Source organism: Streptomyces sp. NPDC091387, from assembly GCF_044756945.1.
Classification (GTDB): Bacteria; Actinomycetota; Actinomycetes; order Streptomycetales; family Streptomycetaceae; genus Streptomyces.
Genome location: NZ_JBIVTZ010000013.1, coordinates 33100 through 46595, shown reverse-complemented (window position 1 = coordinate 46595; position 13496 = coordinate 33100). Strand labels below are relative to the sequence as shown.

At 72.8% G+C, this 13496-nt stretch carries 15 protein-coding genes; 12 read left to right on the top strand and 3 right to left on the bottom strand.

What is annotated here, in order from left to right; all coding sequences use genetic code 11:
- Window positions 1-88: 88 nt before the first annotated feature.
- Window positions 89-1294: a sensor histidine kinase gene (locus ACIQM0_RS26225; RefSeq protein WP_401290950.1), complete on the top strand. Its 1206-nt coding sequence runs from the start codon at window positions 89-91 to the stop codon at window positions 1292-1294.
- A 77-nt stretch (window positions 1295-1371) separates the two neighbouring features.
- A complete protein-coding gene (locus ACIQM0_RS26220) occupies window positions 1372-2046 on the top strand; it encodes a response regulator (protein ID WP_401290948.1) in 675 nt (224 codons plus the stop codon).
- 14 nt (window positions 2047-2060) lie between these two features.
- Here ACIQM0_RS26220 and ACIQM0_RS26215 read toward each other — a convergent pair whose 3' ends face one another.
- Together ACIQM0_RS26215 and ACIQM0_RS26210 are read right to left on the bottom strand one after the other, a co-directional pair.
- Window positions 2061-3173: a DUF5937 family protein gene (locus tag ACIQM0_RS26215; RefSeq protein WP_401290945.1), complete on the bottom strand. Its 1113-nt coding sequence runs from the start codon at window positions 3171-3173 to the stop codon at window positions 2061-2063.
- An 87-nt stretch (window positions 3174-3260) separates the two neighbouring features.
- On the bottom strand, window positions 3261-4493 hold the full coding sequence (locus ACIQM0_RS26210; RefSeq protein ID WP_401290942.1) for a threonine aldolase family protein: 1233 nt from the start codon (window positions 4491-4493) through the stop codon (window positions 3261-3263).
- Between the two features lie 194 nt (window positions 4494-4687).
- On the opposite strand from ACIQM0_RS26210, the gene ACIQM0_RS26205 reads away from it, so the two are divergent.
- From ACIQM0_RS26205 to ACIQM0_RS26160, 10 genes are all read left to right on the top strand, one after another.
- Window positions 4688-5650, top strand: coding sequence for a Rossmann-like and DUF2520 domain-containing protein (locus ACIQM0_RS26205; RefSeq protein ID WP_401290939.1), 963 nt, complete (start codon window positions 4688-4690; stop codon window positions 5648-5650).
- Window positions 5647-6693: a pantoate--beta-alanine ligase gene (panC, locus tag ACIQM0_RS26200; RefSeq protein ID WP_401290936.1), complete on the top strand. Its 1047-nt coding sequence runs from the start codon at window positions 5647-5649 to the stop codon at window positions 6691-6693. The genes ACIQM0_RS26205 and panC overlap by 4 nt, the downstream gene beginning before the upstream one ends.
- Window positions 6690-8426 (top strand): L-aspartate oxidase, encoded by a 1737-nt coding sequence (locus tag ACIQM0_RS26195; RefSeq protein ID WP_401290933.1) that lies wholly within the window; start codon window positions 6690-6692, stop codon window positions 8424-8426. Before panC ends, ACIQM0_RS26195 begins: the two co-directional genes overlap by 4 nt.
- A gap of 2 nt (window positions 8427-8428) precedes the next feature.
- Window positions 8429-9472 (top strand): carboxylating nicotinate-nucleotide diphosphorylase, encoded by a 1044-nt coding sequence (gene nadC, locus ACIQM0_RS26190; protein WP_401290930.1) that lies wholly within the window; start codon window positions 8429-8431, stop codon window positions 9470-9472.
- Window positions 9472-10269 carry a type III pantothenate kinase gene (locus tag ACIQM0_RS26185; RefSeq protein WP_401290928.1) on the top strand — a complete coding sequence of 266 codons (798 nt, stop codon included), beginning with the start codon at window positions 9472-9474 and terminating at the stop codon, window positions 10267-10269. Before nadC ends, ACIQM0_RS26185 begins: the two co-directional genes overlap by 1 nt.
- A 150-nt stretch (window positions 10270-10419) precedes the next feature.
- Window positions 10420-10995, top strand: coding sequence for a hypothetical protein (locus tag ACIQM0_RS26180; RefSeq protein ID WP_401291335.1), 576 nt, complete (start codon window positions 10420-10422; stop codon window positions 10993-10995).
- Between the two features lie 75 nt (window positions 10996-11070).
- Window positions 11071-11250 (top strand): hypothetical protein, encoded by a 180-nt coding sequence (locus ACIQM0_RS26175; RefSeq protein WP_385035012.1) that lies wholly within the window; start codon window positions 11071-11073, stop codon window positions 11248-11250.
- A 124-nt stretch (window positions 11251-11374) separates the two neighbouring features.
- On the top strand, window positions 11375-11836 hold the full coding sequence (locus tag ACIQM0_RS26170; protein WP_401290925.1) for a BlaI/MecI/CopY family transcriptional regulator: 462 nt from the start codon (window positions 11375-11377) through the stop codon (window positions 11834-11836).
- Window positions 11837-11845: 9 nt separating this feature from the next.
- Window positions 11846-12403: an amino-acid N-acetyltransferase gene (locus ACIQM0_RS26165; protein ID WP_385035007.1), complete on the top strand. Its 558-nt coding sequence runs from the start codon at window positions 11846-11848 to the stop codon at window positions 12401-12403.
- Window positions 12404-12547: 144 nt separating this feature from the next.
- Window positions 12548-12883 (top strand): Lsr2 family protein, encoded by a 336-nt coding sequence (locus ACIQM0_RS26160; protein ID WP_024494064.1) that lies wholly within the window; start codon window positions 12548-12550, stop codon window positions 12881-12883.
- Here the strand turns inward: ACIQM0_RS26160 and ACIQM0_RS26155 are convergent.
- Complete coding sequence (locus ACIQM0_RS26155; protein WP_401290921.1) at window positions 12862-13485, bottom strand: SCO3374 family protein; 624 nt, start codon at window positions 13483-13485, stop codon at window positions 12862-12864. The genes ACIQM0_RS26160 and ACIQM0_RS26155 overlap by 22 nt on opposite strands.
- Window positions 13486-13496 lie beyond the last annotated feature (11 nt).

The window sequence follows — 13496 nt, the reverse complement described above, 5'->3', positions numbered from 1 at the left end:
GTCTCCACCTTGGGGAGTACGGTCTCCGGACCCGGATCGGCCCTTTGGCTGACCCATGCACCCGTCGGCTGTCCCTACGCTGGGTTACGTGCAGCGCCTCTACGATTTCATCCGCAGACACCCGACGGGCGTCGACGGCTTCTGGGCTGTCTTCCTCCTCGGGCTCTCCGGCATGACCATTGTGGCGGGCGGTGTCGGGCGCGGCAGCGGTGAGCGCTTCGCCGTGGTGCCGGTCGTCATCGGCCTCAGCGTCGTCGTCGCACTGCGCCGCCGCGCACCCGAGAAGATGCTGCTGCTCGCCATCGCGATGGGCGTCGTCCAGCTGGTGTTCGGGGTCAGGCCGACCACCGCGAACTTCGCCATGCTGGTGATCACCTTCACCGTGGCCACCGTCGGGGAGCGCTGGGCGTCCCGGCTCGCCCTGACGTGCAGCCTGTGCGCGGCCGGGCTCTCCCAGCTCCGCTGGCCGAACGAGGAGCCGGGCAGCTGGGCGCAGAAGGGGTTCATCGTCGTCGTGATGACGGTGCCGTTCGTGCTGGCCTGGGTGCTCGGTGACTCGATGCGGACCCGGCGGGCCTACTTCGACCAGCTGGAGGAGCGCAACGCCCGGCTGGAGCGGGAGCGCGAGGCGCAGTCGAAGGTCGCAGTGGCCGCGGAGCGGGCCCGTATCGCCCGCGAACTCCACGATGTCGTCGCGCACAACGTCTCGGTGATGGTGGTGCAGGCCGACGGCGCCGCCTATGTCATGGACGCGGCGCCCGATCAGGCCCGGCAGGCGCTGGAGACCATCTCCAGCACCGGCAGGCAGGCGCTGGCGGAGATGCGGCGGCTGCTCGGTGTGCTGCGGACCGGAGACGTGCGGGAGAGCGGGGAGTACGTCCCGCAGCCCGATGTCGAGCAGATCGAGGACCTGGTCGACCAGGTCAGGCAGTCCGGTCTGGCCGTCGACTTCAAGATCGAGGGCACGCCGCGCCCGCTGCCCAGCGGCGTCGAGCTGACCGCGTACCGCATCGTGCAGGAGGCGCTGACCAACACCCGCAAGCACGGGGGCCCGAACGCCGGGGCCAGTGTGCGGCTGGTGTACTTCGACGACGGCCTCGGCCTGCTGGTGGAGGACGACGGCCGGGGCGCCGCGCACGAACTGTACGAGGACGGCGGCGCCGACGGCGCGGGCCACGGGATGATCGGCATGCGTGAGCGGGTCGGCATGGTCGGCGGCACGCTGGACGCCGGGCCGCGCCCCGGCGGCGGATTCCGGATCAGCGCGCTGCTGCCGCTCAAACCGGCCGACTAGGACTTCTCGAAGACGGCCCGGCCGTCCCCGCCCACCGAGGACCTACCGCAGAACGAAAAACAGGAGACAGAGACCCCATGGCGATCCGCGTGATGCTCGTCGACGACCAGATGCTGCTGCGTACCGGCTTCCGGATGGTGCTGGCCGCGCAGCCGGACATGGAGGTCGTCGCGGAGGCCGGCGACGGCGCGGAGGCGATCGAGAACCTGCGGTCCACCGCGGTCGACGTCGTGCTGATGGATGTGCGGATGCCGAGGCTGGACGGCGTCGAGGCCACCCGCCGCATCTGCGCGCAGCCCGACGCGCCCAAGGTGCTCATCCTGACGACGTTCGACCTCGACGAGTACGCGTTCTCCGGGCTGAAGGCCGGGGCCAGCGGCTTCATGCTCAAGGACGTGCCGCCGGGCGAGCTGCTCGCCGCGATCCGTTCCGTGCACAGCGGTGACGCGGTCGTCGCGCCGTCCACCACCCGCCGGCTGCTCGACCGCTTCTCCCCGATGCTGCCGAGCAGCACGGCCGAGCCGCGCCACAAGGACGTCGCCAAGCTCACCGAACGGGAGCGCGAGGTGATGCTGCTGGTGGCGCAGGGCCTGTCCAACGGCGAGATCGCCGCGCGGCTGGTGCTCTCAGAGGCGACCGTGAAGACGCATGTCGGCCGCATCCTGACCAAGCTCGGCCTGCGCGACCGGGTGCAGGTCGTCGTCCTTGCCTACGAGACCGGGCTGGTGCGCGCCGGCGGCGGGGCGCGCTGAGCGCGGGCGGGCCCTCAGCGCAGGATGCCCTCCAGGAAGTCGCTGCCGAGCCGCGCCACGACGGTCAGGTCCAGCTGGTGCAGTACGTACCGGCCGCGCCGCCGGGTCGTGATCAGACCGGCCCTCTTGAGCACCGTGAGATGGCGGGAGACCTCGGGTGAGGTGATGCCGTGCGTCTCCGCGAGTTCCCCGGTCGTGTACGGGGAGCGGGCGATGTTGCGGCACAGCCGCATCCGCACCGGGTGGGCCAGCGCCTCCATCCGCAGCTGGAGCAGCTCGACGGAGGCGGGGGAGGGCAGCTCGGGCCGGTGCACCGGGTAGTGGATCACCGGGCGCCAGCCCGGCGCGTGCAGCACCGTCAGGTGCGGCCAGCCCAGGCTGGTCGGGATGAGCGTGATCCCGGGGCCCACGGCCGGGTCGGTGGCGTCGGTCGAGCCCTCGGTCAGCTTGTCGATGTGGATCCGGTCCCCGGCGGCGTCCAGTGACACCGCGGTGGACACCGCGCCCAGCGCCTCGCCGATCCCCTTGTGCCGCAGCAGATCCGTCTTGTGCCGGGCGTCGGCCACCAGCTGGACCCGCGTCCGCCGCCAGGTGTCCGCGAAGAACGCCCGGTCGCAGTCCTCGAAGAGCCGCCGGACCCAGCGGCGCACGGAGGCGGGGTCGGTCAGCAGCCGCTGGGTGAACTCCGCCTGCTGCGGGCCGCGCGTCGCCGCCATGTCCAGGGCGCGGGCGCGCATCCCGGCGTCGACGAGGGGCGAGGGCGCGCCGGCCCCGTACAGGGCGGCGCAGGTGAATTCCAGGGCCGCGGCGACGAATCGCTCGTCGTCCAGCCGGTCGAGGACGTCCAGGTCCTCCGCGAGGCAGGCGCCCGTCCTGCCGTCGCCGCCCCGGACCCCCGCGAACGGCATGAAGACGTCCGAGAAGGTGTTCCGCCACAGGAAGTCCGCCTCGTGCAGCCGGTCGGCGAGGTCCGGCTCCAGGGCCGTGGCGGTGGCCGTCGCCCAGCCGTGCAGCCCCGGGTGGTGCCCCGGCTCGGAGAGCGCGTGCAGGGCGAGCCCCAGCTCCGTGAGGGGGGAGGTCTCGAAGACGATGCGCCCGGGGTCCAGCCCCGTGATGTCGATGGTCACGCTCACCCCTCCATGGTGCGGGGTGAGCGCGGCGGGCCGGGACCCGATTGACGGCCGGCGTCAATCGGCGGCCCGCCGGGCGCGCCGCTACTTCTGCCGGGCGAGCCGCTCCTGTTCGGCCACCAGCTTCAGGAAGTCGCCCAGGGCCGCCTTCACGTCCGCCGCCGTCCACGTCAGCCCCGACTCGGTCACGGTGACCTCCGTGCAGGAGATCCCGGGGGGCCCGGCGCCGGCCGGCTGCCACATGCGGAAGAGCGCCGTGCCGGTCTCCTCCGCCAGCCGCACCGACGCCTCCGTCAGGACGTCGGACGCGTACGGCAGCCACACCTGGAACTGGTGCGTGTGCGGCGGGTCGGGATGCACCCGGAACCACCCGGCACCGGCCTCCGCGAAGCCCTCGGACAGCGCCTGCGCCACCACCCGCGCGTGGGCCACGTACGACGGCAGCTTCGGCAGCTCCTGCTCCAGGCCGCTCAGGGCGGAGAGCGCCGCCGGGAACTGCTGGAAGAGCTGGCCCCCGTACCGGTGCCGCCAGGTCCTGGCCTCCTCGATCAGCGAGGTGGAACCGGCGAGCGCGGCCCCGGAGATCCCGCCGAGGGTCTTGTAGAACGACACGTACACGCTGTCCGCGAGCGCCGTGATCTCCGGCAGCTCCCGCCCGAAGTGCGTCGCGCACTCCCACAGCCGCGCCCCGTCGAAGTGGACCACCGCATCGCGTTCGCGGGCGGCCGCCACCACCGCCTCCAGCTCCTCCCAGGTGGGCAGGACGAAGCCCGCGTCCCGCAGCGGCAGCTCCAGCATCAGGGTGCCGAACGGCTCCTCGAAGTCGCGGATCTCGTCCGCCGTGGGCAGCCGGGGCTCGGACGTCGGGTGGACGGTACGCAGCCCGCTCACCACCGACAGCGCGCCGCGCTCGTACATCTCGGGGTGGGCGAGCGGATGCAGCGCCACCGTCGGGTTGCCGGTGCGCCCCGCCCAGGAGCGCAGCGCGGCCTGCTGCGCCATCGTCCCGGTCGGGAAGAACGCGACCGCCTCCTTGCCGAGCACCTCGGCGATCCGCTGCTCCAGCTCGGCGACCACGCCCCCGCCGTAGATGTCCGCGGGCTGCCCGAGGTCGGTGAGCGTGCCGGCGTCGGCGGCCAGCACGGCCAGCTGCTCGCCGAGTGAGCGGTCCATCGGAGCCCGCCACAGGGTCCGCTCGGCCCGCTGCCACGCGGTGATCCGTCGGATCCGCTGGAAGTGGCCCGCGTCCTGGGGCCCGTCCGGGCCCGGTGCCTCGTCCGCCGCTTCGTCGCGCGCCTGCTCGTTCATGTCTGCCATGGGACGATCATCACGCAGAACCGGGCTCCCGCCCACGGGTTATTTCGAACCCCCGTCCGCCCCCTGTCGGAGCGGCCCGACCAGCCGGGTTTCCCACAGCCTGTGGACAGTCGGGAGCCGGACGAAACGCTGGCGTAGCATGCAGAGAAATCGTCCGGTACCCCCCGCGGACTGGAACGGAAGGCCACTGCCGCGTGAACGCAACAGCCCCCAAGGAGCCCCTCGACGCGAGGGACCGCCCCGCCCGTCTCACCGTCGGCGTCGTCGGCGCGGGCCGCGTCGGCCCCGCACTCGCCGCGTCCCTGCGACTGGCGGGACACCGCCCGGTCGCCGTCTCCGGCGTCTCCGACGCCTCGGTGCGCCGCGCCGCCGCCCTGCTCCCCGATGTCCCCCTGGTGACGCCCGCAGAGGTCCTGGCGCGCGCCGAGCTCGTCCTGCTGACCGTGCCCGACGACGCCCTGCCGGGCCTCGTCGAGGGCCTCGCCGAGACCGGCGCGGTCCGGCCCGGACAGCTGATCGTGCACACCTCGGGGCGGTACGGCACGAAGGTGCTGGACCCCGCGCTGCGGGCCGGCGCCCTGCCGCTCGCCCTGCACCCGGCGATGACGTTCACCGGCACCTCCGTGGACGTCCAGCGGCTGGCCGGCTGCTCCTTCGGCGTCACCGCCCCCGAACAGCTGAGGCTCGCCGCAGAGGCGCTGGTCATCGAGATGGGCGGCGAACCCGAGTGGATCGCGGAGGAGTCCCGCCCGCTCTACCACGCGGCCCTCGCCCTCGGCGCGAACCACCTGGTCACGCTGGTCGCCCAGTCGATGGAGCTGCTGCGCACGGCGGGGGTCACCGCCCCCGACCGGATGCTCGGCCCGCTGCTCGGCGCCGCGCTCGACAACGCCCTGCGCTCCGGTGACGCCGCCCTGACCGGCCCGGTCGCCCGCGGCGACGCCGGCACGGTCGCCGCGCACATCGGGGAGCTGCGCGCCCACGCCCCGCAGACCGTGGCCGGATACGTCGCGATGGCCCGCGCCACCGCCGACCGCGCGCTCGCCCACGGCATGCTCAAGCCGGAGCTCGCCGAGGACCTGCTCGGCGTCCTGGCCGACGGCGGCCGTACCGATGGCGGCCGCACCGGCACCGCCGGACCGGAGGAGTCCCGATGACCGACCCCGCCGCCACGCTGCTCCGCACCGCCGCCGAGCTCGACGCGTACACCCCGGCCGCGACCGCCGCCGGCACGGCCGACGCACCCCGCGCCCGGCCCGAGCGCGCCGTCGTGATGACGATGGGCGCCCTGCACGAGGGCCACGCCTCGCTGATCCGCGCCGCCCGCGCGGTCGTCGGCCCGGCCGGTCAGGTCGTCGTCACCGTCTTCGTCAACCCGCTCCAGTTCGGGGAGGCGGCCGACCTCGACCGCTACCCCCGCACCCTCGACGCCGATCTCGCCCTCGCGGGCGCGGCCGGCGGCGACGCCGTCTTCGCCCCGTCCGCCGACGAGGTCTACCCCGGCGGGGAACCGCAGGTCCGGATCTCGGCAGGACCGATGGGCGAGCGGCTCGAAGGGGCCTCGCGCCCCGGACACTTCGACGGGATGCTCACCGTCGTCGCCAAGCTGCTCCACCTGACCCGCCCCGACCTCGCGTTCTACGGGCAGAAGGACGCCCAGCAGCTGGCGCTGATCCGCCGCATGGTGCGCGATCTGAACTTCCCCGTGGAGATCGTGGGGGTGGAGACGGCCCGGGAGCCCGACGGCCTCGCGCTCTCCAGCCGCAACCGCTTCCTCGACGCGCACGAGCGCCACACCGCCCTCGCGCTGTCCCGGGCCCTGTTCGCCGCCCGCGACCGGCTCGCCGCCCAGCAGGCGCTGCACGCCCGCGCGCTGTCCGGCGGATCGAGCGAGGACCGGGCCGCCGGGCTCATCCGGCTCGGCGAGGCCCGGCTCGCCGCCGACGCGCAGGCGGTCGCCCGCGCCAGGCCGGACGGCGGACCGGCCGCCGTGCGCGCCGCCGCCCGCGCCGTCCTGGACGACGCGGCGGCCGAGCAGCCCCCGCTCGCACTCGACTACGTCGCCCTCGTGGACCCGGCGGACTTCACCGAGTTCCCCGACGACCGCACCGCCGGCGACGCGGTGCTCGCCGTCGCCGCCCGGGTGGGTGCCACCCGGCTCATCGACAACATCCCGCTGACCTTCGGAGCCACCACGTGACCGGAATACGGCTGACCGCCCCCGCCCCCGGCTGGTCCATCGACGCCGATGTGGTGGTGGTCGGCTCCGGCGTGGCCGGCCTCACCACCGCACTGCGCTGCGCCGCCGCGGGCCTCGCCACCGTCGTCGTCACCAAGGCCCGCCTCGACGACGGCTCGACCCGCTGGGCCCAGGGCGGCGTCGCCGCGGCCCTCGGCGAGGGCGACACCCCCGAGCAGCACCTCGACGACACCCTGGTCGCGGGCGCGGGCCTGTGCGACGAGGCGGCGGTGCGCACGCTCGTCACCGAGGGCCCCGACGCGGTGCGGCGGCTGATCGGGATCGGCGCGCACTTCGACACCACGGACGACGGCGACATCGCGCTGACCCGCGAGGGCGGCCACCACCGCCGCCGCATCGCCCACGCGGGCGGCGACGCGACCGGCGCGGAGATCTCCCGCGCCCTGGTCGAGGCCGTCCGCTCGGCCGCCCTGCACACCGTCGAGAACGCCCTGGTCCTCGATCTGCTCACCGACGCCGAAGGCCGTACGGCCGGCGTCACCCTGCACGTCATGGGCGAGGGACAGCACGACGGCGTCGGCGCGGTGCACGCCCCCGCGGTGGTCCTCGCCACCGGCGGCATGGGCCAGGTCTTCTCCGCCACCACCAACCCGCCCGTCTCCACCGGCGACGGCGTGGCACTCGCGCTGCGGGCCGGCGCGGAGGTCTCGGACCTCGAATTCGTCCAGTTCCACCCCTCGGTCCTCTTCCTCGGCGCCGGCTCGGAGGGCCAGCAGCCCCTGGTGTCGGAGGCGGTACGGGGCGAGGGCGCCCACCTCGTCGACGCGCACGGCACGCGTTTCATGGTCGGGCAGCACGAACTGGCGGAACTGGCCCCGCGCGACATCGTCGCCAAGGCCATCATCCGCCAGATGCAGCTGCACGACACCGAGCACATGTACCTCGACGCCCGTCACTTCGGCGCCGAGATGTGGGAGCAGCGCTTCCCCACCATCCTGGCGGCCTGCCGGGCGCACGGCATCGACCCGGTCACCGAGCCGATCCCCATCGCCCCGGCCGCGCACCACGCCTCCGGCGGCGTCCGCACCGACCTGCGGGGCCGTACGACGGTCCCCGGCCTGTACGCCTGCGGCGAGGTCGCCTGCACCGGGGTGCACGGCGCCAACCGGCTGGCCTCCAACTCGCTCCTCGAAGGACTGGTGTTCGCCGAGCGCATCGCGGCCGACATCGTCGCGGACCGCCCGCGCGCCGGCGCCGAGGCCGTCGTCCCGCACCCGGTGACCTCGCCGCTGCTGGCGCCCGAGGCCCGGGGCACGATCCAGCGCATCATGACCCGCGGCGCCGGCGTCCTGCGTTCCGCCGACAGCCTCGCCACCGCCGCCGACGAGCTGGAGGACCTGCACCGCAGCGCGTTCCTGAAGGCCGGCGCGGCCGAGCCGAAGCTCGCGGTGCCCGGTGTCGAGGCCTGGGAGGTCACCAACCTGCTCCTGGTCTCCCGGGTGCTGGTCGCCGCGGCCAGGCAGCGCGAGGAGACCCGCGGCTGCCACTGGCGCGAGGACCGGCCCGAGCGCGACGACGAGAACTGGCGCCGCCACCTCGTCGTACGGCTCACCCCCGACCGGCAACTGGTCGTCCGCCGGACGGATACCGAGGGTTTCGGCCCCGTGCGCCCGGCCGGGGCAGCAGACTGCGCAGCAGCAAGCACCACCCACCCCACTCCCGAGGAGCCGTAACCGTGAGCACGCCCGAAGAGAATCCGCGCCCCACACCCGTGGACGTACCGCTGATCCAGATCGGCGCGCCCGCACCCGCCGCGGGCGGCTGCGGCGACGGCTGCGGCTGCGGCGGGGGCGACGGCTACGACCTGGACGACCTGGAGTGCGGCCTCGACCCGTCGCTGGCCCAGCTCCTCGCCGACGCTGGTCTGGACCCGGTCCAGGTCGAGGACGTCGCGCACGTCGCCATCGCGGAGGACCTCGACGGCGGGGTGGACGTCACGACCGTGGCCACCGTCCCCGAGGACGCCGTGGCCACCGGTGACTTCACCGCCCGCGAGGCGGGGGTCGTGGCCGGGCTGCACATCGCCGAGGCCGTCCTGTCCATCGTCTGCACCTCCGATTTCGAGGTCGAGCGGCACGTCGAGGACGGCGACCGCGTCGTCCCCGGCCAGAAGCTGCTGACGGTCACCACCCGGACCCGCGACCTGCTCACCGGCGAGCGCGGCGCGCTCAACCTGCTCTGCAGGCTCTCCGGCATCGCCACCGCCACCCGCGCCTGGGCCGATGTGCTCGAAGGCACGAAGGCCGAGGTCCGTGACACCCGCAAGACGACCCCGGGCCTGCGCGCCCTGGAGAAGTACGCGGTGCGCTGCGGCGGCGGCGTCAACCACCGCATGTCGCTGTCCGACGCCGCGCTCGTCAAGGACAACCACGTCATCGCGGCCGGCGGGGTGGCCGAGGCCTTCAAGCGGGTCAGGCACGAGTTCCCGGAGATCCCGATCGAGGTCGAGGTCGACACGATGGAGCAGGTCGCCGAGGTGCTGGACGCGGGCGCCGACCTGATCCTGCTGGACAACTTCACCCCCTCGCAGACGGCGGAGGCCGTCGCCCTCGTGGGCGGCCGCGCGGTCCTGGAGTCCTCCGGCCGGCTGTCGCTGGACTCCGCCCGCGCCTACGCGGAGGCCGGTGTGGACTACCTGGCCGTGGGCGCGCTCACCCACTCCTCGCCGATCCTCGACATCGGCCTGGACTTCCGCGACACCGACGGGGCCGGCGCCTGATGCTGCTCACCATCGACGTCGGAAACACCCACACGGTGCTCGGCCTGTTCGACGGCGAGGAGATCGTCGAGCACTGGCGGATCTCCACCGACGCCCGCCGCACCGCGGACGAGCTGGCGGTGCTGCTCCAGGGCCTGATGGGCATGCACCCGCTGCTGGGCATGGAGCTGGGCGACGGCATCGAGGGCATCGCCATCTGCTCCACCGTCCCGGCCGTCCTGCACGAGCTGCGCGAGGTGACCCGTCGCTACTACGGCGACGTCCCCGCCGTTCTCGTCGAGCCGGGCATCAAGACGGGCGTGCCGATCCTGATGGACAACCCGAAGGAGGTCGGCGCGGACCGCATCATCAACGCGGTCGCCGCCGTCGACCTGTACGGCGGTCCGGCGATCGTCGTCGACTTCGGCACGGCCACCACCTTCGACGCGGTCTCCGCCCGGGGCGAGTACACCGGCGGCGTCATCGCGCCCGGCATCGAGATCTCGGTCGAGGCACTCGGCGTCAAGGGCGCGCAACTGCGCAAGATCGAGCTGGCCCGGCCGCGCAGCGTGATCGGCAAGAACACCGTCGAGGCCATGCAGTCGGGCATCATCTACGGCTTCGCCGGCCAGGTCGACGGCGTCGTCGCGCGGATGAAGAAGGAACTGGCGGCCGACCCCGACGACGTCACCGTCATCGCGACGGGCGGCCTTGCTCCGATGGTGCTGGGCGAGTCCTCCGTCATCGACGAGCACGAGCCCTGGCTCACGCTCATCGGCCTGCGCCTGGTGTACGAGCGCAACGTGTCGCGCATGTAGTCCGGGTCCGGTCACAGGGCCCTGACCGGCGGTTCGGGGGCGCGGCGGCTCATCGGGGCCGCCGCGCCGCCCGACGGCCAGTTAAACGGATTTTGTCCCTTTAGCACGTATTGTCGCGTCATGCCCACGCCCTACGGATCACGCGGCGGTATGGCGTTCAGCGCGGACGAGCTGCGAGTGCTCCGACGTGCCCTCGCCATCGCCCTCCACCCCGCGCCCCTGCCCGACGAGGATGTCCAGGACTGCCTGCGGCTAGCGGGCTCCGTGGACGAGACGGTCAGCGAGGCGGGACGGCTGCGCGCCTTCCTCCTCGCCGACCTCGTCCGCTACCGAAACGCCCTCCCCGGCTCCCTCAGCGGCTATCTGGAGCTCCTCCAGGACGCCCTGGCCGCCGGGTACGACCCCCGCCCCGAGGATCTGGCCGCGCTGCGCGCCCTGCGCGGCGGGCCGGTCGCCGCGGCGCTCCTGGAGCGCTGTCAGGTGCTCGCGGAGCGTTCGGTGCGCGCCCGGCTGGCCGGGCGCTCCGTCGCCGCGACGACCCCCGCGCCCCGCAGCCGGCTGCTCGCGCTGCCCGGCGGCCGCGCCGCGGAGCCGGACAAACCGAAGGTCCCGGCGGCCCCGGCCCGCCCGGCGGCGCCGTCCGACCGCCCGGCGCCGAAGCCCTCGGAGGTCTTCCCGCCCCGCCGCCGCCCGGTGCCCCCGCCGCAGCAGCGCGCGGCGGGGTAGCGCGCGCCGGGGCGGCCCGACGCGCGGTGGAGGGGGCGCGCGGAAGTCCGTACCGGGCTCGTTACTCTGGACGGCATGGACTACGTATCCGCGCTCGTGCCCCCCGTGGTGATGGCCGCCTTCTTCATCGGCCTGGTCGTGACGATCGTCAAGAGCCAGGGCGGTCCCAACAAGGCGAAAGAGGACGCGGCCGTGGACGCGGCGATCAGCCGCGCCGAGTCGGCCCACCAGGCCGCGCGGACCGAAGCGGTCTGACTCCGTAAAGCCGCGCGCATCGCGCACAGCACCGTACGAAGGGCGTACGGCTCCGAGAGAGCCGTACGCCCTTTTGCTGTGTGAATAACCGGCCATTCCAGACATTTGGCACTAGGGTGACGCTGTGCCCCGCCAATTGGGAGAGCTGGAAGACGCCGTGATGACCCGGGTCTGGCAATGGAACCGTCCGGTCACCGTGCGGGAAGTCCTTGAGGACCTTCAGCAGGAACGGTCCATCGCGTACACCACCGTCATGACGGTAATGGACAATCTCCATCAGAAGGGCTGGGTGCGCCGGGAAGTGGACGGCCGCGCATATCGATATACGGCGGTCTCCACCCGTGCCGCGTACGCGGCCGCACTGATGAACGAAGCCTGGTCGAGGAGTGACAACCCGGCCGCCGCGCTGGTCGCGTTCTTCGGCATGATGTCGGCCGAGCAGCGTGACGCTCTCCGGGATGCCATGCGGATCGTTGTGCCCACCCTTCCGGAGGACGAGGTGCCGCCGGGCGGTGAAGCGGCCGATGAAGGGGCCGATGAAGGCACCGAAGCAGCCGATGGAGCGGAGTCGGAGGCCGGGCGATAGCGTCGGGGTATGTCCTCAGAGCTTCCACAAACCGATTTCCAGACCGAACCGTCGGTTATAAACGCGGCCATCACCGTCCGGCGAGCGAGGACGAGCGATGTGGGATCCGTCCGGCGTCTCCTCGACGGCTACGTACGTGAAGGCATCCTGCTCGACAAAGCGACGGTCACGCTTTACGAGGACATCCAGGAGTTCTGGATCGCCGAACGCGACGAGGACGCCCGGGTCATCGGCTGCGGTGCACTGCACGTGATGTGGGAAGACCTCGCCGAAGTCCGTACTCTCGCGGTCGATCACAGCATCAAGGGCGCCGGAGTCGGGCACCAAGTGCTCGACAAGTTGTTGCAGACCGCCCGGTGGCTGGGCGTGCGCCGGGTTTTCTGTCTCACCTTCGAAGTCGACTTCTTCGCGAAGCACGGGTTCGTGGAGATCGGAGAGACGCCGGTCGACGGAGATGTCTACAGCGAGCTGCTGCGTTCCTATGACGAGGGAGTCGCGGAGTTCCTGGGTCTCGAACGAGTGAAGCCGAACACCTTGGGCAACAGTCGGATGCTTCTGCACCTGTGACAGCCGGAAGAACGCGGAGCTCTATGTCCGAATCGCGCACGTTTCCCGTCTTCTTGTGCTCCTGAACCTCTCCCGAGGGTTTGTGTTTTCCGGGGAAAAGCGGTTTCCTTTCCGCGTACTCCATTTTCGATGAAAGGAAATCCGGTGGCACAGAAGGTTCAGGTCCTTCTTGTTGACGACCTCGACGGCGGCGAGGCGGACGAGACCGTCACGTTCGCGCTGGATGGCAAGACGTACGAGATCGACCTCACCACGAGCAACGCGGACAAGCTCCGTACGCTGCTCGAGCCTTACGCCAAGGGCGGTCGCCGTACCGGTGGCCGTGCCGCCTCCGGGCGCGGCAAGGGCCGTGCGGTTCCCGGCGGCAACAAGGACACCGCCGAGATCCGTAAGTGGGCCCGCGAGAACGGCCACAACGTGAATGACCGCGGCCGTGTTCCCGCGGACATCCGTGAGGCCTACGAGAAGGCCAACGGCTGACCAGCCGACTCATCGGAGGCCGGCCCGGTCCTGGCGCGCATCAGCCGGGCCCGGTGGCATTCCGTCGCCACGGCGTCCACGAGCCGGACGAGGTCGGGAGTATCCCCACCCCTGCTCCCGAAGCCGGAGAGGGCCGGGAACACCGTTTCCCCCTCCTGCTCGCGCAGTGGCCAGGGGGGCCGCAGCCAGACGGCGGCCCCCGGCGGGCCCGGCCGGCCCGGCGGTGGCGGTGCGGTGATCCGGCCGCCCGCGCCGAGTGCGGTCAGCGCGAGGGCGACTGGGCCCCACTCCAGCCAGTCGAGCAGTCCGGGCAGCTCGTCCGCGCTCCCCGCTGCCACCAGCAGGCTCATCCGCTCACCCATGAGCGCCACGGGCCCCGCAGCACCGCCCACCCGGCGCAGCGCCGCGTGACCGGCGACGGCGGGGACGACGAGAGCGTCGAACCGCAGCCCGGTCAGCAGCCGCACCGGGGCGACGCCCGCGGTGGCCCAGCCGAGCTCCTGCTCGTACCACTGGGCCCAGCCGTCCCGCGGTTCACCTCCGGCACGGCCGTCCCGTTCGGCGGGAAGCGGAGTGCGGGGAGGCGGGACGGTGAGAGCCATGCCGGAAGAAC